The organism is Pseudomonas sp., assembly GCF_030698175.1.
Taxonomy (GTDB): domain Bacteria; phylum Pseudomonadota; class Gammaproteobacteria; order Pseudomonadales; family Pseudomonadaceae; genus Aquipseudomonas.
This window is the reverse complement of sequence record NZ_JAUYNT010000011.1, coordinates 25,789-50,830: the sequence shown is the minus strand read 5'-3', so window position 1 is coordinate 50,830 and position 25,042 is coordinate 25,789. Positions and strand designations below refer to the sequence as shown.

21 protein-coding genes are annotated in these 25,042 nt (G+C 60.7%); 9 read left to right on the top strand and 12 right to left on the bottom strand.

What is annotated here, in order from left to right; genetic code table 11:
- Positions 1–8: 8 nt before the first annotated feature.
- The 11 genes from Q8R10_RS05510 to Q8R10_RS05460 all read right to left on the bottom strand — a co-directional run bounded on the left by Q8R10_RS05510 (position 9) and on the right by Q8R10_RS05460 (position 13,425).
- Positions 9–518 carry a hypothetical protein gene (locus Q8R10_RS05510; RefSeq protein WP_305651774.1) on the bottom strand — a complete coding sequence of 170 codons (510 nt, stop codon included), beginning with the start codon at positions 516–518 and terminating at the stop codon, positions 9–11.
- Between the two features lie 61 nt (positions 519–579).
- On the bottom strand, positions 580–2,154 hold the full coding sequence (locus Q8R10_RS05505; protein WP_305651772.1) for a SpoVR family protein: 1,575 nt from the start codon (positions 2,152–2,154) through the stop codon (positions 580–582).
- Positions 2,151–3,422: a YeaH/YhbH family protein gene (locus Q8R10_RS05500; protein ID WP_305651771.1), complete on the bottom strand. Its 1,272-nt coding sequence runs from the start codon at positions 3,420–3,422 to the stop codon at positions 2,151–2,153. Before Q8R10_RS05500 ends, Q8R10_RS05505 begins: the two co-directional genes overlap by 4 nt.
- Before the next feature lie 116 nt (positions 3,423–3,538).
- Positions 3,539–5,461 (bottom strand): PrkA family serine protein kinase, encoded by a 1,923-nt coding sequence (locus Q8R10_RS05495; protein WP_305651770.1) that lies wholly within the window; start codon positions 5,459–5,461, stop codon positions 3,539–3,541.
- 266 nt (positions 5,462–5,727) lie between these two features.
- A complete protein-coding gene (glpE, locus tag Q8R10_RS05490) occupies positions 5,728–6,057 on the bottom strand; it encodes a thiosulfate sulfurtransferase GlpE (RefSeq protein WP_305651769.1) in 330 nt (109 codons plus the stop codon).
- 11 nt (positions 6,058–6,068) lie between these two features.
- Complete coding sequence (locus Q8R10_RS05485; protein ID WP_305651767.1) at positions 6,069–6,947, bottom strand: symmetrical bis(5'-nucleosyl)-tetraphosphatase; 879 nt, start codon at positions 6,945–6,947, stop codon at positions 6,069–6,071.
- Entirely contained in the window at positions 6,947–7,327 is a 381-nt protein-coding gene (gene apaG, locus Q8R10_RS05480; RefSeq protein WP_305651765.1) for a Co2+/Mg2+ efflux protein ApaG, read from the bottom strand. The genes Q8R10_RS05485 and apaG overlap by 1 nt, the downstream gene beginning before the upstream one ends.
- A gap of 128 nt (positions 7,328–7,455) precedes the next feature.
- Complete coding sequence (rsmA, locus tag Q8R10_RS05475; RefSeq protein WP_305651763.1) at positions 7,456–8,274, bottom strand: 16S rRNA (adenine(1518)-N(6)/adenine(1519)-N(6))-dimethyltransferase RsmA; 819 nt, start codon at positions 8,272–8,274, stop codon at positions 7,456–7,458.
- 117 nt (positions 8,275–8,391) lie between these two features.
- A complete protein-coding gene (gene pdxA, locus Q8R10_RS05470) occupies positions 8,392–9,387 on the bottom strand; it encodes a 4-hydroxythreonine-4-phosphate dehydrogenase PdxA (protein ID WP_305651761.1) in 996 nt (331 codons plus the stop codon).
- Positions 9,384–10,682, bottom strand: a complete 1,299-nt coding sequence (locus tag Q8R10_RS05465) for a peptidylprolyl isomerase (RefSeq protein WP_305651759.1) — start codon at positions 10,680–10,682, stop codon at positions 9,384–9,386. Before Q8R10_RS05465 ends, pdxA begins: the two co-directional genes overlap by 4 nt.
- Positions 10,657–13,425 carry an LPS-assembly protein LptD gene (locus Q8R10_RS05460; RefSeq protein ID WP_305651757.1) on the bottom strand — a complete coding sequence of 923 codons (2,769 nt, stop codon included), beginning with the start codon at positions 13,423–13,425 and terminating at the stop codon, positions 10,657–10,659. The genes Q8R10_RS05465 and Q8R10_RS05460 overlap by 26 nt, the downstream gene beginning before the upstream one ends.
- Before the next feature lie 126 nt (positions 13,426–13,551).
- On the opposite strand from Q8R10_RS05460, the gene Q8R10_RS05455 reads away from it, so the two are divergent.
- The 3 genes from Q8R10_RS05455 to Q8R10_RS05445 are packed head-to-tail and all read left to right on the top strand — an operon-like array spanning position 13,552 to position 16,011.
- Positions 13,552–14,574 carry an aminoglycoside phosphotransferase family protein gene (locus Q8R10_RS05455; RefSeq protein WP_305651755.1) on the top strand — a complete coding sequence of 341 codons (1,023 nt, stop codon included), beginning with the start codon at positions 13,552–13,554 and terminating at the stop codon, positions 14,572–14,574.
- Positions 14,571–15,242 carry an N-acetylmuramate alpha-1-phosphate uridylyltransferase MurU gene (gene murU, locus Q8R10_RS05450; RefSeq protein ID WP_305651753.1) on the top strand — a complete coding sequence of 224 codons (672 nt, stop codon included), beginning with the start codon at positions 14,571–14,573 and terminating at the stop codon, positions 15,240–15,242. Before Q8R10_RS05455 ends, murU begins: the two co-directional genes overlap by 4 nt.
- Position 15,243: 1 nt before the next feature.
- Positions 15,244–16,011: a DnaJ domain-containing protein gene (locus Q8R10_RS05445; RefSeq protein ID WP_305651751.1), complete on the top strand. Its 768-nt coding sequence runs from the start codon at positions 15,244–15,246 to the stop codon at positions 16,009–16,011.
- Here the strand turns inward: Q8R10_RS05445 and Q8R10_RS05440 are convergent, their stop codons facing one another.
- Positions 16,012–17,046 (bottom strand): alpha/beta hydrolase family protein, encoded by a 1,035-nt coding sequence (locus tag Q8R10_RS05440; protein WP_305651749.1) that lies wholly within the window; start codon positions 17,044–17,046, stop codon positions 16,012–16,014.
- A 225-nt stretch (positions 17,047–17,271) separates the two neighbouring features.
- Here Q8R10_RS05440 and Q8R10_RS05435 point away from each other — a divergent pair, with 225 nt between their 5' ends.
- The 6 genes from Q8R10_RS05435 to Q8R10_RS05410 all read left to right on the top strand — a co-directional run bounded on the left by Q8R10_RS05435 (position 17,272) and on the right by Q8R10_RS05410 (position 24,942).
- Positions 17,272–19,641 carry a PAS domain S-box protein gene (locus tag Q8R10_RS05435; protein ID WP_305651829.1) on the top strand — a complete coding sequence of 790 codons (2,370 nt, stop codon included), beginning with the start codon at positions 17,272–17,274 and terminating at the stop codon, positions 19,639–19,641.
- A gap of 36 nt (positions 19,642–19,677) precedes the next feature.
- A complete protein-coding gene (locus Q8R10_RS05430; protein ID WP_305651747.1) occupies positions 19,678–20,307 on the top strand; it encodes a response regulator transcription factor in 630 nt (209 codons plus the stop codon).
- Positions 20,308–20,553: 246 nt separating this feature from the next.
- Complete coding sequence (locus Q8R10_RS05425) at positions 20,554–21,666, top strand: ABC transporter ATP-binding protein (protein ID WP_305651745.1); 1,113 nt, start codon at positions 20,554–20,556, stop codon at positions 21,664–21,666.
- 38 nt (positions 21,667–21,704) lie between these two features.
- Positions 21,705–22,736, top strand: coding sequence for an ABC transporter substrate-binding protein (locus tag Q8R10_RS05420; protein ID WP_305651743.1), 1,032 nt, complete (start codon positions 21,705–21,707; stop codon positions 22,734–22,736).
- A 114-nt stretch (positions 22,737–22,850) separates the two neighbouring features.
- Entirely contained in the window at positions 22,851–24,098 is a 1,248-nt protein-coding gene (locus Q8R10_RS05415; RefSeq protein WP_305651741.1) for an ABC transporter permease, read from the top strand.
- A gap of 13 nt (positions 24,099–24,111) precedes the next feature.
- Positions 24,112–24,942 (top strand): ABC transporter permease, encoded by an 831-nt coding sequence (locus tag Q8R10_RS05410; RefSeq protein ID WP_305651740.1) that lies wholly within the window; start codon positions 24,112–24,114, stop codon positions 24,940–24,942.
- Positions 24,943–25,042: the final 100 nt, after the last annotated feature.

Genomic DNA, 25,042 nt, shown 5'->3' with positions numbered 1-25,042 from the left:
TGGCCTAGTTAGTGGGCCATGGGCAGTTGTTGCAGTAGCGCGTCCCAGGCTTTTTGCAGTTGCTGGTCGCTGTCCCAGGAGGGGCTTAGGCTGCTGTCGATCTGGCCTTCCCAGAGCACACGGCTCTGGGCATTGCTCAGGCGCAGGTGCAGGGTGGCGTTTTCATCGCGCAGGCGGTGCACGCTTTGATAGGGGCCAAGCGGCGCGGGTGGGGCTTGGTCGACCTCGACGTCAATCGGGATGACATGCAGGTCGAGCCAGTAGTAAGCGCGTAACTCGGCACTGGCGTCCTCGCTGTAGCCGCGCAGGCTCAGGCCCTCGCGCAGCATGGGGGTGAGCCTGGCGATATTTGGCACGGCCCCTGATTCATCAGGGCTTGGCGCCGGCAATGGGTGCAACTGCACGCGCCGGTGGCCTTGCAGCTCGGCTGAGGCCAGGGTGGTAATTTCAGGTCGCAGGATGTTGCTTGAGCAGGTCGCCAGTGCCAGGCAAATCAGTAATACGGGAAACACGCGCATACACATAAAACTCTCGGTGGCTGCGCTTATGCTCGTCGCGCCACGCTCAGTGGTCTACCGATCAAATGGGCGGCATGCTTAGCTCAAGCCGCGACTGCTCGCTGTCATCGTCGCTGTGCGCCGGGATATGCAAGGTGCTGACCAGCAGCTCGCCTTGGCGGCTTTCCAGGTGCAGGTCAAAACCCCAGAGCCGGTGCAGGTGTTTGAGCACCTCCTCGGTGGAGTCGCCCAAGGGTTTGCGCTGGTGCTGCTGGTGGCGCAGGGTCATGGAGCGGTCGCCACGGCGGTCAACGCTCCAGATCTGGATGTTCGGCTCACGATCACCGAGGTTGTACTGCGCGGCCAGGGTCTCGCGGATCTGGCGATAACCTGGTTCGTCGTGAATCGAAGGCACCAGCAGGCTGTCCTGTTGGTCGTCATCGAGGATGCTGAACAGCCGTAGATCGCGGATCAGCTTGGGCGACAGGTACTGCAGGATAAAACTTTCATCTTTAAAGCTTTGCATGGCGAATTTTAAGGTGGCCAGCCAATCACTGCCGGCGATATCCGGGAACCAGTGTTTGTCCTCCTCGGTCGGTGCCTCGCAGATGCGGCGGATGTCGCGGTACATGGCAAAGCCCAGGGTGTAGGGGTTGATGCCGCTGTAGTGCGGGCTGTCAAAGCTTGGCTGAAAAATCACGCTGGTGTGGTATTGCAGGAATTCGATCATAAAACCATCGGTGACCAGCCCCTCGTCATACAGGTCGTTCATTAGGGTGTAGTGCCAGAAACAGGCCCAGCCCTCGTTCATCACTTGGGTTTGGCGCTGCGGATAGAAATATTGCGAGACTTTGCGCACGATGCGCACCACCTCGCGCTGCCACGGCTCCAACAGCGGTGCGTGTTTTTCCAGAAAGTACAGGATGTTTTCCTGCGGTTCGCTGGGGAAGCGCCCGCTGTTTTTGTCGTCGCCTTTGCCGGTGCCTTTGGGAATGGTGCGCCACAGGTCATTGATCTGCTTTTGCAGATGGTCTTCGCGCTCGGTTTGCCGGCGCCGCTCCTCTTCGGCGGAAATCGGGCTGGGGCGCTTGTAGCGGTCAACGCCGTAGTTCATCAGCGCGTGGCAGGAGTCGAGCAGCTCCTCGACAGCATCGATGCCGTGGCGCTCCTCGCATTGGCTGATGTACTGCTTGGCGAATAGCAGGTAGTCGATGATCGAACTGGCGTCGGTCCAGGTGCGAAACAGGTAGTTGCCCTTAAAAAAACTGTTGTGGCCATAGCAGGCATGGGCAATCACCAGGGCCTGCATGCACATGGTGTTTTCCTCCATCAAATAGGCGATGCAGGGGTCGGAGTTGATCACTATTTCGTAGGCCAGGCCCATTTGACCGCGGCTGTACGAGCGCTCGGTGCTGAGGAAGTGCTTGCCATAGGACCAGTGCTGGTAGTTCAGCGGCATGCCCACCGAGGCGTAGGCGTCCATCATTTGTTCGGCGGTAATCACCTCGATCTGGTTGGGGTAGGTGTCTAGCGCATAGCGTGCGGCGAGGCGGGCAATCTCGTGGTCATAGCTGCGGATCAGCTCAAAGGTCCATTCGGAGCTGGTGGACAGGGGCTGGCGTTTTTTGTCGCCGTGGGCGCGAGGGTGTGTGCTCATGTGCTTAGCCTGCGTTGAAACAGTTCACGAAATACCGGGTAAATATCGCCGGCCGAACCCAGCTGTTGTTGCGCAAAGGAGTCGGCAAAGGCCTCACGCACCTGCTCGTATTCAACCCACAGGGCTTGATGCTCGCGCGGGGTGATCTCGACGTAGGTGAAGTACTGCATAAACGGCATGATCTGCTTGAGCAGAATCTCGCGACACAGCGGCGAATCGTCGTTCCAGTTATCACCATCCGAGGCCTGGGCGGCGTAAATATTCCATTCGTTGACCGCGTAGCGCGCGGCCATGATTTCCTGCATCAGCTTGAGGGCGCTGGACACAATGGTGCCGCCAGTTTCGCGGGAATAGAAAAACTCCTCCTCGTCGACCTCGCGGGCGCTGGTGTGATGGCGGATAAACACCACCTCGATCTTGTCGTAATTGCGCTTGAGAAACAGGTACAGGAGGATGAAGAAGCGTTTGGCGATGTCCTTGGTGGCCTGGGTCATGGAGCCGGACACGTCCATCAGGCAGAACATCACCGCTTTTGAGCTGGGATTGGGCTGCTTGGTCAGCAGGTTGTATTTGAGGTCGAAGGTGTCCAGGAAGGGCACGCGTTTGATTCGCGCCTGTAGCGCGGCGATGGCGATTTCAGCGGCTTTAATATCAGTGAAATTGTCTGGCTCTTCCCGTAACAGCCGCTCCAGTTCGGTTTGGGCCTCGCGTAGCTTGGCGCGGCTGCTGCCCGACAGGGCGATGCGCCGGGCGTGGGCGGAGCGCAGGGTGCGGACGATATTAATGCGTGACGGATTGCCATCGTTGCTGATGCCGGCGCGCACCACTTTGAAGGTTTCACTGCCGGTCAGGTGGCGCTTGACCAGGTTGGGCAGCTCGAGGTCCTCAAACATAAAGTTAAGGAATTCCTCTTGAGTGATCTGAAACACGAACTCATCCATGCCTTCGCCGGTGTTACTGGCCTTGCCGGCGCCTTTGCCGGCGCCGCCACCACTGGGCCGGGGGATATGTTCGCCAGTGGTGAACTGTTTGTTACCCGGATGTACGGTGCTCTGCCGCCCACCGGAGCCGTGATGCAGGGTCGGTTCGCCGATGTCGCGACCGGGAATACTGATTTGTTCGCCGTGCTCCATATCGGTAATGGAGCGGCGACTGACGGCGTCTTCCACGGCTTTTTTGATGTGCTCACGGTAGCGCCGCAAAAATCGCTGGCGGTTCACCGTGCTCTTGTTCTTGCCGTTTAAACGGCGGTCGATCACTTGGCTCATGGGCGCTCCTTAGAACCGCTGCAACAGCTGCGCAACGGCCTCGAGTCAGTGGGCATGGCTACAGGCTGCGGCCAAGGCCATGCGACACGCGCAGTAAGCTGCGCACGGGGCGCGGCTTACTGCGATTTTCTGACCCGCAAATACCACTCAGACAGCAGCCGCACCTGCTTGTCGGTATAACCACGCTCGACCATGCGGGTGACAAAGTCGTTGTGTTTCTGTTGGTCCTCTTTGCTGGCTTTGGCGTTGAAGCTGATGACCGGTAGCAGGTCTTCGGTGTTGGAGAACATTTTCTTCTCGATCACCACCCGCAGTTTTTCGTAGCTCAGCCAGGTTGGATTCTTGCCGTTGTTGTTGGAACGGGCGCGCAGCACGAAGTTGACGATCTCGTTGCGGAAATCTTTTGGGTTGCTGATGCCGGCCGGTTTCTCGATCTTTTCCAGCTCCTCGTTAAGGGCTACCCGGTTGAGGATTTCGCCGGTTTCCGGGTCTCGGTATTCCTGGTCCTGAATCCAGAAGTCGGCGTACAGCACGTAGCGATCAAAGATGTTCTGGCCGTACTCGCTGTAGGACTCGAGGTACGCAGTCTGGATTTCCTTGCCAATAAACTCGATATAGCGCGGCGCCAGATATTCCTTCAGGTAGCGCAGGTAACGTTCGCGGGTTTCGGCGGGGAACTGTTCTTGCTCGATCTGCTGCTCCAGCACGTAGAGCAGGTGCACCGGGTTGGCGGCGATCTCTTGGGGGTCGAAGTTGAACACTTTCGACAAAATCTTGAAGGCGAAGCGAGTCGACAGGCCGTTCATGCCTTCATCGACGCCGGCGCTATCGCGGTACTCCTGCATCGACTTGGCTTTGGGGTCGGTGTCTTTCAGGTTTTCGCCGTCGTAGACGCGCATTTTCGAGAATACGTTGGAGTTTTCTGGCTCTTTCAGCCGTGACAAGACGGTGAACTGGGCGAGCATTTTTAAGGTGTCGGGCGCGCAGTGGGCCTTGGCCAGGGAGCTGTTAACCAGCAGTTTGTCGTAGATTTTGATCTCGTCGCTGACGCGCAGGCAGTAGGGCACCTTGACGATGTAGATACGGTCGATAAAGGCTTCGTTGTTCTTGTTGTTACGAAAGGTGTGCCACTCCGACTCGTTGGAGTGGGCCAGCAGGATGCCGCTAAAGGGCAAGCCGCCCAAGCCCTCGGTGCTGTTGTAGTTGCCTTCCTGGGTGGCGGTCAGTAGCGGATGCAGCACCTTGATCGGTGCCTTGAACATCTCAACAAATTCCATCAATCCTTGGTTGGCCCGGCACAGAGCGCCAGAGTAACTGTAGGCATCGGCGTCGTTTTGCGGAAACTCTTCGAGCTTGCGAATATCGACCTTGCCGACCAGCGCCGAGATGTCTTGATTGTTCTCATCGCCTGGCTCGGTCTTGGCGATGGCGATTTGATTGAGGATCGAGGGGTAGAGTTTGACCACCCGGAACTGACTGATGTCGCCGCCGAATTCGCTCAGACGCTTGGTGGCCCAAGGTGAGATCACCGTGCTCAGGTAGCGCCGCGGGATGCCGAAGTCTTCTTCTAAAATGGCGCCGTCTTCGGTGGGGTTGAACAGCCCTAACGGCGACTCGAATACTGGCGAGCCCTTGATGGCGTAGAAGGGCACCTTCTCCATCAGTTGTTTGAGTTTTTCTGCCAGCGATGACTTGCCGCCGCCGACCGGGCCGAGGAGGTAGAGAATTTGTTTCTTTTCTTCTAGACCTTGGGCCGCATGGCGAAAGTAGGAGACGATCTGGTCGATGCACTCCTCCATGCCATGGAAATCAACAAAGGCTGGGTAGCGGCGAATCACTCGGTTGGAGAAGATCCGCGACAGTCGCGAGTTGTGCGAGGTGTCCACCAGTTGCGGCTCGCCAATTGCCAGCAATAAGCGCTCGGCGGCGGTGGCATAGGTGCTGCGATCCTGCTTGCACAGCTCGAGATACTCTTGCAGCGAATACTCTTCTTGGCGGGTCGCTTCGAAGCGTTGTTGAAAGTGGCTGAAAATTGTCATGACGTCACCTCGCTGTTGCTCGGAGTCGGCATGGGATCAGTCGTGCAGTGACAGGCACGCACCTGACGAAAATCCCCCGAGACACCAAAAGATTCTTAGCAATGGCCGCGCAGCGAATGGCGCTGCAAGCAAGTTGCGCACGGCTTGTGCTTAAGGATAGTTCGGAATCGGCAAGGTCAAGGTCGCGGATGGCTGCGCTGGGCTCGGCAAGCCACAAGCGGCCGCGCCAGCCTAGGGCTGGCGCGGGTTAAGGCGAATAAGTTTTTTTATGTCGGCAGGTTTTGACTGACTTCAGCCGGGAAGCTGGCTTGCCAGGCTTCGATGCCGCCATCGAGGCTGTACACCTCGGCAAATCCCTGGCTGACCAGGTAAGCGGCGGCGCTCTGGCTGGAGTTGCCGTGGTAACAGACCACCAGCAAGGGCTGATCGAGATCGGCGGCGCGGATAAAATCGTGCAGTGAGTGGTTGTCCAGGTGCTGCGAGCCGCTGATGTGCACGCGGGCAAAACTGTCGGGGTCACGGATGTCGACCACGGCCGCGCCCTGTTCGCGCAAGGTTTGCGCTTGGGCGGCGGCAATACGTTTGAATTCGCTCATGGCGGGTCCTCTTAATCTGGGCGGGCGTTGTCTGCGGGCGCTGCAATGGGTGTAAATGCGGCCTCGATTGGCAGTGCGGCGGCGCACTGGCACTGATGCTTCGCGCCGCTGTCGAGGTTGAGCAGGGTCATGCTGCCGCCCCAGACGCAGCCGGTGTCGAGGGCAAATAAGTTTGGCTCGCTGCACTGGCCTTCGAGCGCAGCCCAATGACCAAAGACGATTTTATGCTGCCGGGTTTTGCGCGCGCCATAGCTAAACCAGGGGGCAAAACCCGGCGGGGCGCTGCCGAGCCCTTCTTTGCTTTTCAGGTCAAGGTCGCCCTCGGCGGTGCAAAAGCGCATGCGGGTGAAATAGTTGGTGATCACCCGCAGGCGCGTAACCCCCTGCAGGTCTTTATCCCAGAGGGTCGGCTGATTGCCATACATACCGTCGAGAAACAGTGGCAGGCGCAGATCATCTTGCAGGGCGGCCTCGACTTCGGCGGCGCGCTTGAGGGCTTTGGCCAATGTCCATTGCGGCGGGATGCCGGCATGCACCAGTACGCAGTCGCGCTCGGCGTCGTAGTGCAGCAACTTTTGCCGGCGTAGCCAATCGAGCAAATCGTCGCGATCAGGAGCGTCGAGGATTTCTTGCAGGGTGTCGGCTTTTTTCAGCCGCTCGATGTTCTGCGCCACGGCCAGCAGATGCAGGTCGTGATTGCCCAAGACACAGACCAGCGAGTCGCGCATGGCATACAGAAAACGCAGGGTTTCCAGTGACTGTGGGCCACGGTTGACCAGATCACCGACCAGCCACAGCTGATCTTTAGCGGGGTCAAACGCGACTTCTTGCAGCAGGCATTGCAGCGGCTGCAGGCAACCTTGCAGGTCGCCGACGGCATAAGCAGTCATTAGTGCAACGCGCCCGGCATGGCCAGGCGAAAGGGCGCGATCATGGCGTCGAAGCGTTTGCCGTCATCGGCCAGCATTTGAAAGCTGCCCTGCATATTACCGACTCGGGTGGTCAGCACGGTGCCGCTGCTGTAAGTGTGCTGTTGGCCAGCGGCGATCAGTGGCTGTTGACCTATTACCCCCGGCCCGCGCACCTCTTGCACGCGTCCATCACCATCGGTAATCACCCAGTGCCGACTGACTAACTTGGCCGGCAATTGGCCGTTATTGCGGATGGTGACTGTGTAGGAAAAGGCAAAGCGGTTTTGCTCTGGTAACGATTGCTCGGCCAGAAACTGGGTAGTGACACTGACATCTACTTGATAACGAGGGTCGGACATGGGCAATCGCTCTTCTGGGGTTGGCCGTAACCGACAGCGCGCCGCGCCATTACCGGCGCAACTCAGCCAGCACTTAAGCTGACTGGTTTGCTGCGATTTGGCGGTGGCCAGTGTTTCAGTCTAGGGGCTTAGCTGGCGCTTGTCTGCTGACTGGCTTGTTGGCTCAGCTGGTCGGCCAGGCGCACGAAGGCGGCCAGGTCGAGCTGCTCCGGGCGCAGGCTGCCGTCGACGCCGCAGGCTTCAATCTCGGTGCTGCTGAGCAGGGCTTTGAGGGTATTGCGCAGGGTTTTTCGGCGTTGGTTAAAGGCCTCGCGCACCACGCGCTCAAGCAGGCGATGATCCTTGGCCGGGCAGGGCAGTACGTCATGCGGGGTTAACCGCACTATGGCCGAATCGACTTTCGGCGGCGGGTTAAACGAGCCTGGGCCGACATTGAACAAGTGCTCCACCCGGCAGTGGTACTGCACCATGATCGATAGGCGCCCCCAATCGCCGCCACCTGGGGTGGCAGCCAGGCGTTCGACCACTTCTTTTTGCAGCATAAAGTGCATGTCGCGGATTACACCGGCGTTGGCCAGCAGGTGAAAAATCAGCGGGGTGGAGATGTTGTACGGCAGGTTGCCGACCACCCGCAGACTGCGTGGCGCTGGGTTGAGGCTGTTGAAGTCGAACTTCAGCGCATCACCCTGATTCATGTGAAACGCCGGGTTGCTGGCAAACTGATGGTTCAACATTGCCACCAGATCGCGGTCGATCTCGATCACATCCAGTTGCGCGCCGCTGCTGAGCAAGTCGCCGGTGAGCGCGCCTTGGCCTGGACCGATCTCCAGCAAACGCTCGCCGGGCAGGGCGTGGATGGCGCGCATGATGCGATGAATCACGCCGGCGTCATGCAGGAAATTCTGGCCGAAACGCTTGCGCGCCCGGTGTTGGTTGTTCTCGGACATGACAACAGCTCCAAGCTTCAAGCGACCAGCTTAAAGCGCAATGCAAAGACCGGGGAGTTTAACAGCGAAAGCCGGCGCGGCTAAATTTGTCCGCGCAATTGCTGTCGCTTGTGCGCGTTACGCGCGGCTGCTGGCCATCTGATAGGCCGTTTCGAGGGCGACGCGCAGGCTGCCGGTGTCGATCTTGCCGGAGCCGGCCAAGTCCAGCGCTGTGCCGTGGTCGACCGAGGTGCGGATGATTGGCAGACCCAGGGTGATGTTCACCGCCGCGCCGAAACCCTTGTATTTAAGGACTGGCAGACCTTGGTCGTGGTACATCGCCAGCACCGCATCGCAGTGTTCGAGGTATTTGGGGGTGAACAGGGTGTCGGCCGGCAGCGGGCCGATCAGATTGAGGCCTTCGCTGCGCAGGCGGGCCAGGCAGGGCTCGATGATATCCAGTTCTTCGCGGCCCATATGACCGCCTTCACCGGCGTGGGGATTAAGGCCGCAAACCAAAATGCGTGGCTGGGCTATGCCGAATTTGTTGATCAGATCTGCATGCAGAATCCGGCTAACCCGCGCCAGGCGCTCATCCGTGATGGCATCCGCCACTGCACGCAGCGGCAGGTGTGTAGTCACCAAGGCCACACGCAGGCCGTGGGTGGCGAGCATCATTACCACTTGCTCGGTGTGGGTCAGGTCGGCCAGAAACTCGGTGTGTCCAGAGAAGGCAATACCGGCTTGATTGATCACGCCCTTGTGTACCGGAGCGGTGATCATGGCGGCAAAGTCGCCGTTGACGCAGCCGTGGGCGGCGCGCTCCAGGGTTTCGAGCACGTAGGCAGCGTTGGCTGGATCGAGTTGGCCGGCGGTTACCGGTGCCTGCAACGGCGTATCCCAGACATACAGGCTGCCGGCGGGCGCTGGCAGGGTGGGCCAAGCGTCCGGGCTGACCGGTAATAACTGCACGCTAAGCTTGAGCTGGCTGGCGCGGGCTGCCAGTAGTTCGAGGCTGGCAATGGCAATCAGGGGTTGCGGTTGCGGTTGTGGCTGTGCGGCGAGCAGCAGGCACAGGTCTGGACCTATACCGGCGGGCTCGCCTGGAGTCAGGGCGAAAAGCACTGGCTTCACAGCTTGGTTTCTACGTAAGCCTCGTCACGGATTTGCCGTAACCAGCTTTGCAGCTCCTCTTCGTACTTGCGGTTGCGCAGTACGTTGAGGGCCTGCTGTTTGCGAAACTCCTCACTGCCGTCAGTGGCACGGCGGCCGATCACCTGCAGTACGTGCCAGCCGTAGCTGGTTTTGAACGGTTTGGAAGTCTCGCCGCTTTCGGTCTTGGCCATCACCGCGCGGAACTCCGGCACCAAGGCGCTCGGATCGATCCAGTTGAGGTCGCCGCCATTCAGTGCGGTGCCTGGATCTTCGGAGAAGTCTTTCGCCAATTCGCTGAAGTCTTCACTGGCAATTACGCGATCATAAATGCGTTCGGCCAGGCGCTTGGTTTCTTCTTCGCTGCGAATTTCGCTGGGTTTGATCAGGATGTGCCGCACATGGACTTCGTCGCGCACCTGATTGTCGCCGCCGCGTTTTGCTAGCAACTTAACCAGTACAAAACCGCCGGGGGTGCGGATCGGCTGGCTGACTTCGCCGGCTGTCATGGCGCCAATCATGGCGTCGAAGGGGGCAGGCAATTGTGCGGCTTTACGCCAGCCCATGTCGCCACCTTCGAGGGCGGTGTCACTGGCCGAGCTGGCAATCGCCAGCTGGGCAAAATCGGCGCCTTGTTGCAGTTGTTGGTAAAGCTCTTTGGCGCGACGCTCGGCGGCCTGAATCTCGCTGGACGAGGCGCCATCGGTTACGCGCACCTGAATATTGGCCAGGTGATACTCGACCGACAGCTGCAACTTGCCGTTTTCAGAGGTGAGAAAGTTGGCGATTTCCTGATCGCTGACCTGGATGCGTTCGGCCACGCGGCGTTGGCGCACCCGGCTGATGACCATCTCGCGGCGGATCTGTTCGCGCGCGTCCTCATAGGACAGGCCGTCGCGCTCAAGGGCGGTACGGAACTGCTCGAGGGTCATATTGTTGCGCTGGGCAATGGTGCCGACGGCTTGGTTGAGTTCTTCGTCGGTGATGCGGATGCCCGAGCGATCACCCATTTGCAGCTGGATGTTCTCGATGATCAGGCGCTCCAGCACCTGTTGATCGAGCACATGCTCAGGCGGCAGGGTGTCGCCACGTTTAGCGATAGTTTGCTGAACCTCGCGCACGCGCTGATCGAGCTGGCTTTGCATCACCACGTCAGTATCGACGATCGCCACTACGCGGTTGATTTGCTGTACTTCGGCCTGCGCCGTAGTGCCGAGAAACACTGCGCCCAGCAGTAGTGGGCGCAGACAATCAGAAAGCTTGATCTTCACGTTCACGATAACCTTGAATGCCTTGGTCGAGGAAAGACTCTGTCTTGTTGCCGACAACGCCGCCAAGACCTTTGAGGATTATTTGCAGGAAGATCCCGTGATCGGCTTGTTCGTTCTGGCTTGGCGAGAGGCTGACCTCGTCATTGGCGACCCAGTAACGGTTGATCAGGCGCAACTTCCAGCAGCAACTGTCGTATTCAAAGCCACCGAAGGCTTCGAGGGTGCGGTTCTGGTTGTAGTCGAACTGCCAGCGGGCAATGGCATTCCACTGCGGCACCAGCGGCCAGATGGTGGAAAAATCATGTTGACTGATCTTGTAGTAATCCTTGATTACCTCGCCGGTCACCGGGTCGGTGTAGTTGCCGCCCTGCTGCCATTGGCCAGTGTCGGAGTTGTAGACCACGGTGTCATTGCTGTAGCGGTAGCCGAGGTTAACCACCTTGTTGGGGTTGTTTTCTGGCTGGTAGTGGAACATGGCGCTGCCGGAGCGGGTGCTGTGGGTGTTGTCGTCGTAGTTGAGGTCAGACGACAGGCGCCAGTCGCGGTTAAAGCGATAGAGGTATTCCAGTGCATAGGGTGAGGTCGATGACTGCGCGTCTTCACGGGTCTGGTAGTCGATGCCTGGCATCTGCACTTTGCGGTCGGCAAAGTAAGCGGCTTTGCCGGCGCTAAAGGTTTGCCGCTCGAAGCCGTTCGGCTCTATCCAGCGGTTGGTTACGCCTAGGGACAGTTTATTTTCGTCGCCGATGCGATCACGGCCGCTGAAGCGGTTGTCGCGAAACAGCGAGGAGTAATTGAAGCGACTCTCGCCACTGTCGAAGATCGGGATGTCGGTCTGGTCTTTCTCTGGTACATAAAGGTAGTACAGCCGTGGCTCCAGGGTCTGGCGATAGTCTTTGCCGAACAGCTGGGTGTCGCGGTCGAAATACAGGCCGCTGTCGACGCTGTAAATAGGTACAGCGCGATCCGGTGCGTCATTGAATGAGGCCACCTGGCTCTTGCCAATGCTGTCCAGACTCAGGTCGTAATCGGTGTAGCTGTACTTGACGGACGGCTTGATAAAGCCTTGGGTCCAATCCATTGGCAGGCTGACGCCCGGTTGTAGATAAGTCCGGTCGCCATTGGCGCGGGCAATGCCACTGATGTTTTGGTCCGGCCAAGGCGTGGTTGAAACGCCATTCTCGTCGGTGTAGTTGCCTTTGCGCAGGTCGCGATCAAAGCGCGCGAGCTCAGTGGCATAGGTCAGCTGCAGGCCGCCAGCCTCGACCGGTACGATGCCATCCAGGCTGATCTGCGGCAGACGGCTGTAGGGGGTGATGTCGGTAATGGTCGCCAGGGCGTAAGTCTGGGCGTTCAGGCGTGCGGTGAAGTCGTCGCCGCGCCAGGTCAGTGCACCCTGTTGGTTGACGAAGCTTGGGGTGTTAATCCCCAAGCCGGTGCTGAGGTCCTGGAAGTAGTACGGGTCGCTGATGTCGGTGTAATCGACCTCAGCCAGCAGGCGCGAATCCAGCCCGCCCTTGTGTTGCCAGCTGTACAGCCAGCGTTGTTCTTTGTACTCGGACTGCAGTTTGCGGTCGTCGTTTTCATCGTTGAGGTAGGCGGCGCCGATCTGACCTTCGCTGCTCTTGGTCAGGTAGCGACCTTCGCCTTCCATCAGCAAGCCGCGATCGGCCATATAGGTCGGATAGAGCGTGGCGTCGTAGTTGGGCGCCAAGTTGAAGTAGTACGGCGTTAGCAGGGTCATGCCGTTATCGCTGGACGAGCTGATGCTCGGCGCGAGGAAGCCTGACTGGCGGCGATCGTCGATGGGGAAGTAGATATACGGGGTGTAGAACACCGGTATGTCTTTGATCCGCAAGGTAGCGTTAGTGGCGCTGCCGAAACCGGTATTGGGGTCGAGCTTGACGTTATTGCCCTTCAGCTGCCAAGCATTGCTGCCCGGTTCGCAGCGGGTATAGGTGCCGTCTTTCAGGCGGATCACCGCGTCTTCTTGACGCTTGGCATGCAAGGCACTGCCGCGGATGTGGCCTTTATGCAGGACGTATTCGGCGTTATCGATTTTCGCTTCGCCGTTGTCCAGTTGCAGTTCGGCGCGGTCGCCGACCACCAGGGCACCTTTGTCGCGCAAACGAACATTGCCGACCAATTCACCGCGGTTTTCTGCCTGATGCAAACTGGCTTCGTCGGCTTCGATTTGCAGGCCGGCTTGGCGTAGCACCACGTTGCCAGCCAAAGTGGCGACCTGTTGCTCTTGCTCATAGCGCGAGGCTTTGGCCGAGACGAACATAGGTGCGTCGTTGAGTGGCGTTTCGTCGTTGATGCCCGGACGCAACGGCTCAATGTAAGCGCCGGCGCAGTACGGGCCGGCTTCAGCCAGCTGGGCGGCGGTGAGCTTGTCGCGCGGTACCCAGTCGAGATGGCTATAGTCGGCGCTGCGTGAACTCAGGCCTTTGCCATTGCTCTCGGTCACCAGCTTGGCTGTCGGCTGCGCGCTGCTCGCGGCACCTTCGGCACTGACCGCGGTGCCCGGCGCCACGGCGCTAATCGCCGTATCGCTATGCACCGGCCGTGGCGGCAAGACCGCCTGGCTGGCTTTCGGCGCGCAGGCCCAACCGCCGGAGGCCGAGGCCTGGCAGTCAAATTGCTCGCCAGCCAACACCGGTTGCAAGACCAAAGGCTGCACGACCAGCAAGCTGCCGGTCATTAACAGGGGAAATTTTTTGCGGAATACTGGGGACTTTACTGCCATCTTGTTATCCGGGCTTCCTGCACGCCATCGGGCTGCGGGGGCCGCATGCCTCTCGATGGGTTGAAAAAGATGCTGGATAATAAAGCATGACCCGCATAACGGCTAGCGCCGTCGGAGACCCTTGTAATGCCTGTTGAAGATCTACGTTTAGAACAGCTGTGCCACTGGCTTGAGCAACAATTGCCGCCCTTGTTTGCCCGCGAGGACTGGGGCGCGGTGCCTGTAGCCAGTCTGACTGCGGCCAGCAGCGATGCCAGTTTCCGTCGTTATTTCCGCTGGGAGGGCGCCGGACGCACGTTAATAGTGATGGACGCGCCGCCACCCCAAGAGGATTGCCGGCCCTTTGTAAAAGTTGCCGAGTTGCTGGCCAGCGCTGGCGTGCATGTGCCGCAGATCCTGGCGGCCGACCTCGAACGCGGCTTCTTGCTGCTGCCCGATCTGGGCCGGCAAACCTATCTGGAGGTAATTAACCCCGGCAATGCCGAGGCTTTATTTGCCGATGCGGTGCAGGCGCTGCTGAAATTTCAGCAATTGCCGCTGACCGATGGTTTGCCGGTGTATGACGCGGCGTTATTGCAGCGTGAACTGCAGCTGTTCCCCGATTGGTATCTGCGCGAGCACCTGAAGCTGACCCTGAGCGACCAGCAGCTGGCTGCCTGGCAGCGTATCTGTACATTGCTGGTGGATAGCGCGCTGGCACAGCCGCAGGTGTTGGTGCATCGCGACTTTATGCCGCGCAACCTGATGGACAGCAGCCCCAATCCTGGCGTGCTGGATTTTCAGGATGCGGTCTACGGTCCGGTCACCTATGACGTCACCTGCCTGTTTAAAGATGCCTTCTTGAGCTGGCCAGAGGACCAGGTGCGCGATTGGCTGGAAGGTTACTGGCGTCAAGCGCTGGATACGCAGGTTCCGCTGCAGCCGCTGTTGGAGGATTTTTTGTGCGCCAGCGATCTGATGGGCGTGCAGCGCCATCTGAAGGTGATCGGGATTTTCGCGCGCATCTGCTATCGCGACGGCAAGCCTAAATACCTCGGCGATGTGCCGCGTTTCTTTGCCTATATAGATGCGGTGCTGGCCCGCCGGCCACAGTTAGCCGAGTTGCGTGAGCTGCTGGCGAGCTTGCCAGCCGTGGATTTGCCCGCATGAAGGCGATGATTCTCGCCGCTGGTAAAGGCGAGCGCTTGCGCCCGCTGACCCTGCACACGCCCAAGCCTTTGGTGCCGGTAGCCGGCGTGCCTTTGATCGAATATCACCTGCGCGCCTTGGCGGCCGCCGGTATTCGCGAGGTGGTGATCAATCACGCTTGGCTGGGGGCGCAAATCGAGGCGCATTTAGGCGACGGCGCGCGCTTCGGGCTGAGCATCGTTTACTCCCCAGAGGGCGAGCCGTTGGAGACCGGCGGCGGAATATTGCGCGCCTTGCCGCTGCTGGGTGGCGAGCCCTTTGTTCTGGTCAATGGCGATATTTTTACCGACTATCCCTTCGCCCATTTGTGCCAGCCGTTGTCTGGCTTGGCGCATCTGGTGCTGCTGGATAATCCTGCTCACCACCCGCACGGAGATTTCAGCTTGCTGGCCGATGGCCGCCTGGTTGATGCCGAGGAGGGGCAACCGAGCCTGACCTACAGCGGCATTGCCGTGCTCAGCCCGCAGTTGTTTGCCGGCTGCGAGCCTGGGGCCTTCAAGTTGGCGCCGTTGCTGCGCCAAGCCATGGCCCAGGGCTTAGTCAGTGGCGAGTGTTACGCGGGCCGCTGGGTGGATGTGGGCAGCTATGAGCGCTTGGCTGAGGCCGAGTTGCTGGTCGCGAGTGCCTAGCGTGTATTGGCCGATTACCGCCCTGGGCGCCTTGGCCGGCATGTTGCTGGCCAGTATTCCCGGTGCGCTGCTGGGCGGCTTGCTCGGGCAGGTGCTGGATCGGCGCCTGGATTTACGGTCCTGGGCCGATTTACGCCGGCGCATGCAGGGGGCGACTGGGCCGCGGGAGCAGCAGTTGCTGTTTGGCCTGCTCGGGCGCTTGGCCAAAAGCGCCGGGGCAGTGACGGCTGCGCATATCCAGCAAGCCCGCAATGAGATGCGCCGTTTGCAGTTGGATGAGGCGGCCGAGCAGCTGGCGATTGCCGCCTTCACCCGTGGCAAGAGTGCCGAGCAGAGTTTGCGCCGGCCATTGCGGCAGCGGCGGGCCAATCGTGCCTTGGCTGAGGAGCTGCTGCGTGCCTGTTGGCGCATGGCCTGGGCCGGCGGTCAGGTGGCGCCGGCGCAATATCAGCTGATTTTGGATTGCGGTGAGCATCTGGGCCTGCAGCGCGACGCCGTGCTGGCGCTGGGCGCGGCCTATGCGCGCAGTAATGTGCCGCTGATGGCCAGTGCCGCCGCCGAACAAGAGGCCTTGCGCGTGCTGGGCTTAAGCGCCGAGGCCGCGCCGGCGCAGATCAAACAAGCCTATCGGCGGCTGCTCAGTCGCCACCATCCCGACAAAGTCGCCGGTGCTGGCGCCAGCCCTGCGCAGGTGCGTGCCGCCACCGACAAAACCTGCGAGTTGCATCGGGCGTTTGAGCTGTTGCGCAACCGCCGCGATTTTCCCTAACTAAGGGGCGGGCGCGGCGGCCTGGGCTTGCAGATGCAGGCTCAGCCAGCCACGAATGCGCCGGTACAGTTGCTCCTGCTCGGTGGTGGGATTGCCCGGCAGCGCCGACATGGCAACCTGAATATAGGCCGGGCTTTTTTGCCGCTTGCTGGCTTGCATGCGCTTGAGCGCTGCGGTGCGTTCGAGCTGTTGGTTCTTGTAGTAAAAATCGCCCACCGCCAGTTGCAGCTTCGGCACCAGCTCGTCCAGAGGCGGGCTGAACTGCTCGGGCAACAGTGGCGCCACCAGCAGTAAATTCTGGATCGGCGCGGTTTTATGCTCGCTCAGGTAGCGGGCCGCCCAATAGCCGCCAGTGCCGTGACCCAGCAGGACAATACTCTTGGGTTTTTGCTGTTGGGCAAACTCGATGCCGGCTTGAATCCGCGCCAAGACGCGCTCGGCGTGCTGCTCCGGGGTTTGCCCAGGCGTTGCCGCAGCTGCGCTGCTATCGCTGGCTGGCGCACTGTTGGCAGGGCTGGCGACCGCAGCGCTGGCTTCTGGTGTCGCGGTGGGCTCTGCGAGTGCGGACGCTTCGGCGCTGCCGGGCTCGGTATTGGCTGCAGCAGTGGCCACCGGCTGTGGATCGGGCAGCGTCAGGCTCAGAGTGTGCCAGCCGGCATCGGGTAATTTGCTCCGTAGCGGGCCAATCGCCTGGGGCCAATCGGCGCTTTCTCCGGCGCCCGGCAGTAAAATCACCAGGCCTTGGGCATCGCCTTTATTGGCCGGTTGCCAGAGTGCCAGAAAGCTTTCCTCGCCGGCTTTGAGCTGCTGTTGCTCGCCGGCCGGTAGCTGTTCTTGCAGGGCCAGGGCTTCGTCCTGGCTGCGTTCGGCCACCTCCGGCCGCTGCGTGTCGGCGGCAGGCGCCGGTGCTGCGGCGGCATCAGGTGTTGTGGCCGCAGCATCGGGTGCGGCGGTCTCGGCCGGCAACGTGGCGGCGTAAGGCAGTAACAGCGCTAGGCAACAGCATGAAAGTGTCGTCGCGAGGGTGCGTGGCATCAGAGCAGTCCGGCCGGGGAAGGTATTGGAAGCCTAATAGCTCTGCCGTGGTTTGTCAGGCCGTGCTTGTGTTTGGTTTGCGCGGCACTCAAAGCGTGGCGGGCTGGAGTAAGGTGGCAGGACTCAGACTGTGTGAAAACTACTGCGCTCGGTTATGCCGCGGTCTGGACTGCTTGGTTTTACCTATCTGAGGTGCTGACTGTGCTGGGTGTTTTGCGCTTACTGATGCTGGTGGCCCTGCTCGGCTGCGGCGGCTGGCCGGTGCTGGCCCAGGCGGCTGGAGTCGAGGCGCTGCCCCTAGATGCGGCGCAGCACGCCTGGCTGGCCGAGCACCGGCAACTGCGGGTCGGCGTGGTCTTGCAGGCGCCCTATGCGCAATATGATCGGCGCTTGCAGCAACTCTCCGGGCTCAATGTGGAGCTGATGCAGTGGTTGGCGGCGGCGCTGCAGGTGGAGTTGCTCTGGCAGCAATATGCCGACCAAGCTGCGCTGGAGGCGGCCCTGCGCGGCGGCAAGGTCGATGTGGCTCCGGGCCTCAGTCAAACCCCGGCCGGGCTGCGCCTGTGGCTGTTTTCCGACCCCTATATGCGCGTGCCGCACTTGTTGGTGGGCGCGCGCAATGGCGGCGCGGCGGTCGATCTGGAGCAGCTCGGCGCCACTGAACCGGTGGCCGTGCGGATGCCCAGCGTGGTGGCCGACTACCTGCGCGGCACCTATGTGAGCCTCAATTTGCAGACCGTCGGCAGCGACCGCGAGGCCTTGCAGCAGCTGCTCAGCCAGCGGGTGCGCTATGCGGTGATCGACGCGGCGCAGTTCAGTCGCCTGGCCCGCGAGAGCGAATTTGCCGAGTTGGCGGTGGTCGGCGATATCGGTTTGCCGCAGCTATTGCGGGTCGCCTCGCGGCGCGATTGGCCCGAGCTGTCGGCCTTGCTGGACAGCGCGCTACGCTCGATCCCGGCCAAGCAGTTGGATCAGTTGCGCGAGCGCTGGTTGCAGCTCAAATACCCACGCCTGGGCGACTCGCCGGGCTTCTGGCAGAACCTCAGTGGGCTGCTGGCCGTCTTGCTATTGGCCGCGCTGGCCATCGTGTTTTCCCTGCGCCGCCAGCGGCATGGCCTGGAGCGGCGCGTGCTGGAGGCGCGCCAGGAGCTTGAGTTGCAGGCGGCCAGCGAGGAGGCGCTGCGGTTGTCGCAGTTTTCCATCGACCAAAGCACCGTCGGCATTCTTTGGGTCAACTGGGACAGTCACGTGCGCTATGCCAATCGGGCGGTCGAGCAGATGCTCGGTTATCCCCTGGGCGGCTTGCTGGAACGGCCGCTGATCGAGCTGGAGCCGAGCCTGCAGATGGATCGCTGGCTGGCGCTGTGGAAACGCGCTCGCGCCAGTGATGGCGAGCCCTTGAGCTTCGAGAGCAACTGCTTGCGCGCCGATGGCAGCGCGCTGCCGACCGATGTGTCGCTGAGTTTTCTGCGTTTTCGCCAGGCCGAGTATTTGGTCGTGTATATCACCGATGTGACCGAGCGGCGCCGCGCCCTGGCCGCCCTGCAGGAAAGTCAGGCGCAGCTGCAGGGCATCGCCGCCAATGTGCCGGGCCTGGTGTTTCGCCTCGAACGGCCGCAGCCGGAAGCGCCGGTGGACTTTGCCTTTATCAGCGATGGCAGTGAGAAATTGGTCGGCTATCCGGCGGCCACCTTGCTGCAACCTGGGCGCGGGATTCGCAGCCTGGTGCATGGCGATGACCTTGCCGATTACCATCAAAGCCAGCTAGCGGCGCTGGAGGCGGATCGCGACTGGCACTGGCAGGGGCGCATCTTGACCCGCGAAGGCGAGCAGCGCTGGGCCGATATCAAGGCGATTGCCCGCCGCCTCGAAGATGGTCTGGTGGTCTGGGACGGCATCGTCTGGGACATCAGTGAGAGCAAGCGCATCGAGCTGGCGCTGAGCGAGTCGCGCGGGCAATTGCGCGAGCTGTCGGCGCACTTGGAGAGCGTGCGCGAAGAAGAAAAAGCCCGCATCGCCCGTGAAGTACACGACGAGCTGGGCCAGGTGCTGACCGTGCTCAAACTGGAAACCGCCATGTGTGAGCTCGCCTATGGCGAGCTGGATGTGGGCTTGCAGGAGCGGCTGAACAGCATGAAACGGCTGATCGCCAGCCTGTTCCAACTGGTCCGCGATGTGGCCACCGCCTTGCGTCCGCCGATCCTCGATGCCGGCATCAGTTCGGCGATTGAATGGCAGGCGCAACGCTTTGAGGCGCGCACGCAGATTCCTTGTCTGGTGCAGGTGCCCGACAACCTGCCGACACTGGCGGACGCCAAGGCCATCGGTTTGTTTCGCATCCTGCAGGAGGCGCTGACCAACGTCATCCGCCATGCCCAGGCGCATACTGTCGAGGTACGGCTGACGCTGGAGGCCGGCATGCTGTGCCTGAGCATCGTTGATGATGGTTGCGGTTTTGTCGCGCCCAGCGGGCGACCCAGCTCCTTCGGTTTGGTCGGCATGCGTGAGCGGGTGCTGATGCTCGGCGGCAGTTTGCAACTGGACAGCCGACTGGGCGAGGGCACCAGCCTGAGTGTGCACATCCCCCTGCAATAAGCTTGGAATAAGACTTTGGCCTGAGGAGGCAGCGGCGTGATTCGAGTATTGGTGGCAGAAGATCACACCATCGTCCGCGAGGGCATCAAGCAACTGATCGGCCTGGCCAAAGACCTGCAAGTGGTCGGTGAGGCCAGTAATGGCGAGCAGTTGCTGGAGACCTTGCGCCAAGTGCCCTGCGATGTGGTGTTGTTGGACATCTCGATGCCCGGAGTAAATGGCTTGGAGGCGATTCCACGGATTCGCGCCCTGAGCAATCCTCCGGCGATTCTGGTGTTGTCCATGCACGACGAGGCGCAAATGGCCGCCCGCGCCCTGAAGATTGGCGCCGCCGGTTACGCCACCAAAGACAGCGATCCGGCCCTGCTGTTGACGGCGATTCGCAAGGTCGCCGGCGGTGGCCGTTATATCGACCCGGACCTGGCCGACCGGATGGTCTTCGAGGTCGGCCTGACCGATTCGCGGCCCGCCCATGCCCTGCTGTCGGAGCGCGAGTTCTCGGTGTTCGAGCGGCTGGTGCAAGGCGCCAGCGTCAATGAGATTGCCCAGCAATTGGCCCTCAGCAACAAAACCATCAGCACCCACAAGGCGCGACTGATGCAGAAGATGAATGCCAACTCGATGGCCGATCTGATGCGCTACGCCATGGAGCACAAGCTGCTTTGATCTGCGTTGCAGCAACTGCACCCCTGTGCGCCGCTGGGTAGGATGGGTATCGCTGCGCTCAACCCATCCTACGGTTCCCCCGAGTATGCCGTCCGGCGCTGCTCTCGCTCCATCGATCTTGTAGGGCAATCCCTACAGGCAGTCGTCCGTTGTGCTTATAACAATCTCTCCTCACCGCCGATTTGCCCTGCGGGTCTGTCGTTCTAGTCTTACTCCACGACAGACAACAACATAAAAGGTGCGGTGATGCTCGAGACGCAAGCGAACGATGTGCTGGTCAGCTTTCGTGGCGTACAAAAGAGCTACGACGGCGAGAACTTGATCGTCAAAGACCTCAACGTGGAGATTCGCAAAGGCGAATTTCTCACCCTGTTGGGGCCGTCCGGCTCGGGCAAAACCACCAGCCTGATGATGCTGGCCGGCTTCGAAACCCCTACCGCTGGCGAGATTCTGCTGGCCGGCCGCTCGATTAATAACGTGCCGCCGCACGAGCGCGACATCGGCATGGTATTTCAGAACTACGCGCTGTTCCCGCACATGACCGTCTCGGAAAACCTGGCGTTTCCGCTGACCGTGCGCGGCATGAACAAGACCGACTGCAGCGAGCGGGTCAAACGCGCGCTGTCGATGGTGCAGCTGGATAAATTCCGCAACCGCTACCCCGGCCAACTGTCCGGTGGCCAGCAACAGCGGGTGGCCCTGGCCCGAGCGCTGGTGTTCGAGCCGCAGTTGGTGCTGATGGATGAGCCCCTCGGCGCCCTGGACAAACAGCTGCGCGAGCATATGCAGATGGAGATCAAGCACCTGCACAAGCGCCTCGGCGTGACCGTGGTTTACGTGACTCACGATCAGGGTGAAGCCCTGACCATGTCGGATCGGGTGGCGGTGTTTCACCAGGGTGAAATCCAGCAAATCGCCCCGCCGCGCACCCTCTATGAAGAACCGAAAAACACCTTCGTGGCCAACTTTATCGGCGAAAACAACCGCATCAATGGCCGCCTGCACAGCCGTGATGGCGAGCGTTGCGTGGTCGAGCTGGGGCGTGGCGAAAAAGTCGAGGCGCTGGCGGTGAATGTCGGTCAACTCGGCGAGCCGGTGACCCTGTCGATTCGCCCCGAGCGCATCCGCTTGAACGCTGCCAGCGAAACCTGCGCCAACCGCTTCAGCGGCCGCGTCGAGGAATTTATCTATCTAGGCGACCACGTACGTGTGCGTCTAGAGGTGTGTGGCAAGGCCGACTTCTTCGTCAAACAACCGATCGCCGAGCTCGACCCGGCCCTCGCGGTGGGTGACGTGGTGCCGCTCGGCTGGCAGGTCGAACACGTACGCGCGCTGGACCCCTTACTGGAAGCTGTTTGATCGCATTTCTATCAACCTGCACTGTGGAGACAACAACAATGAATAACTCTCTCAAACTCAGCGCCATGGCCCTCGGACTCGCCTTTGCGCTGCCCAGCTTGGCCGCCGATCTAACCGTGGTGTCCTTTGGTGGTGCCAACAAGAACGCCCAGGTCAAAGGCTTTTATGCGCCTTGGGAAGCCGCCGGCAACGGCAAGATCCTGGCCGGCGAATACAACGGCGAGATGGCCAAGGTCAAAGCCATGGTCGACACCCAGAGTGTGTCCTGGAACCTGGTGGAAGTGGAGTCGCCAGAGCTGTCCCGTGGCTGCGATGAGGGTCTGTTTGAAAGCCTCGATCCGGCCCAGTTCGGTAATCCCGATGACTTTATTCCCGGCGCTATCCAGCCCTGTGGTGTGGGTTTCTTCGTCTGGTCGACGGTACTGGCGTACAACGCCGACAAGCTGAAAAGCGCACCCGCCGGCTGGGCGGATTTCTGGGATACCGAGAAATTCCCCGGCAAACGTGGCCTGCGCAAAGGCGCTAAGTACACCCTGGAATTTGCCCTGATGGCCGATGGCGTGGCACCCAAAGAGGTCTACAAGGTGCTGGCGACCCCGGCCGGGGTCGATCGCGCCTTCAAGAAACTCGATCAGTTGAAACCGAGCATCCAGTGGTGGGAAGCCGGCGCGCAGCCGCCGCAGTATCTGGTCTCCGGTGATGTGGTGATGAGCTCGGCGTACAACGGCCGGATCGCCGCCGTGCAGAAAGAAAGCAATTTGAAAGTGGTGTGGAACGGCGGCATCTACGACTTCGACTCTTGGGCCATCCCTAAGGGCGCCAAGGATCTGGCAGCGGCGCAGAAATTCATCGCCTTCTCGGTGCAGCCGCAGCAGCAAAAGGGCTACTCGGAAAACATCGCCTACGGCCCGGCCAACAAACTGGCGGTGCCGCTGCTGAATAAAGAGGTGCTGAAAGACATGCCGACCACCCCGGAAAACATCGCCAATCAAGTGGCCATGGACGTGACCTTCTGGGCCGATTATGGCGAGCAGCTGGAGCAGCGTTTCAACGCCTGGGCCGCCAAGTAGGAAGGGCTGAGCGCAGCGATACCCATGCTGGTCGGTTGCTGGGTATCGCAAGCTCAACCCATCCTACGGTGCTTTTTTGGCCGCGTCCGCGCGGTCTTTTTTCTGGAGTTTATGATGGCCTACGCAGAGTCCTTGAGCGTGCCCGCCGGTCCCAGTCTGAAACAACGACTGGCGCGAGCCGAGCGGATGAATCGCTGGAAAGCCCAGGCGCTGATTCTGCCGCTGGTGCTGTTTTTATTACTGATTTTCCTGCTGCCGATTGTCGCCCTGCTGTTCAAAAGCGTCGGCAACCCGGAAGTACTCGGCTCCATGCCGCGCACCGTCGAGGCGATTGCCAGCTGGGATGGCAAGGCGCTGCCCGGTGAGCCGGTGTACCAGGCGCTGAGCCTGGACCTGGTTGATGCCCGTAAAAATCAGAGCCTGGGTGATCTGTCCAAGCGGCTGAATATGGAGCTGGCCGGTTATCGCAGCTTGCTAATGAAAACCTCGCGGGCGCTGCCGCTCAAGAGCGAGCCGGGGTCTTACAAAACGGCCCTAGAAGGCCTGGATGAGCGCTGGGGCGACCCGGCTTACTGGCAGGTGATCCGCCGCAACACCAACAGCGTCACACCGTTTTACCTGCTGGCGGCCCTCGACCATAGAATCGACGACCTCGGTGAGTTGGCGTCGGCTACCCCGGATCAGGCGATCTATATCGACATCTTCGCCCGCACCTTCTGGATGGGCCTGGTGATTACCGCCATCTGTCTGGTGCTGGCCTATCCGCTGGCTTATCTGCTGGCCAACCTGCCGTCGCGGCAGAGCAACCTGCTGATGATTCTGGTGCTGTTGCCGTTCTGGACCTCGATTCTGGTGCGGGTGGCGGCCTGGATAGTGCTGTTGCAATCGGGTGGTTTGATCAACGGCGCGCTGCTCAAACTGGGGCTGATCGACCAGCCGCTGGAGTTGGTGTTCAACCGCACCGGGGTGTACATCTCGATGGTGCACATCATGCTGCCCTTTATGATTTTGCCGATCTACAGCGTGATGAAAGGCATCTCGCCGACCTATATGCGCGCGGCAATTTCCCTCGGTTGCCATCCGTTCGCCAGTTTCTGGCGGGTGTACTTTCCGCAGACCATGGCCGGTGTCGGCGCCGGTTGCTTGCTGGTGTTTATCCTGGCGATTGGTTACTACATCACCCCGGCGCTGCTCGGCAGCCCGAGCGATCAGATGGTCAGCTACTTCGTCGCCTTCTACACCAACACCAGCATCAACTGGGGTATGGCCACGGCGCTTGGCGGCCTGCTGCTGTTCGCCACGCTGGTGCTCTATGTGGTTTACAGCTGGCTGGTGGGCGCCAACCGCCTGCGTCTGAGCTAAGGAGCAAATACTGATGCTAAGTCCCTATATGTCGCCGGTAGAGAAACTCTGGTTCTACACATTGCGTGGCCTCTGCGGTCTGGTGCTGCTGTTTCTGATCTTGCCGGTGTTGGTGATCATTCCCTTGTCGTTCAATTCCGGCAGTTTTCTGGTCTATCCGCTGCAAGGCTTTTCCCTGCAGTGGTACCAGGATCTGTTCGGCTCCGCCGACTGGATGCGCTCGCTGAAAAACAGCCTGATCGTCGCCCCGGCGGCCACGGTGCTGGCCATGGTGTTTGGCACCCTGGCGGCGATTGGCCTGACCCGCGGCGAGTTTCGCGGCAAGGCGTTGGTGATGAGTCTGGTGATCTCGCCGATGGTGGTGCCGGTGGTGATTGTCGGGGTGGCCAGCTACCTGTTCTTCGCCCCGTTGGGCTTGGGCAATAGCTACCTGTCGCTGATTCTGGTGCACGCGGTGCTCGGCGTGCCGTTTGTGATCATCACGGTGTCGGCGACCTTGCAGGGCTTTAACCAGAACCTGGTGCGCGCCGCCGCCAGCCTCGGTGCCTCGCCACTGACGGCGTTCTTTCGGATCACCCTGCCGTTGATTGCGCCTGGTGTAATCAGTGGTGCCTTGTTCGCCTTTGCCACCTCCTTCGATGAAGTGGTGGTGACCCTGTTTCTCGCCGGCCCTGAGCAAACCACCTTGCCCCGGCAGATGTTCAGCGGCATCCGCGAGAACCTCAGCCCGACCATCGCCGCCGCCGCGACCCTGCTGATCGGCTTCTCCATCGTCCTGCTGCTGACCCTGGAATGGTTGCGCGGGCGCAGCGAGAAACTGCGTACCGCGGCCAATCAGGGCTGAGTTTGCCGGCGGGTAGATCACACGGGTCTACCCGGCACTGACACAAGACAACCGCGCGGGCGGGTGACTCAGGCTACAATGCGCACCATCGTGATTTTGT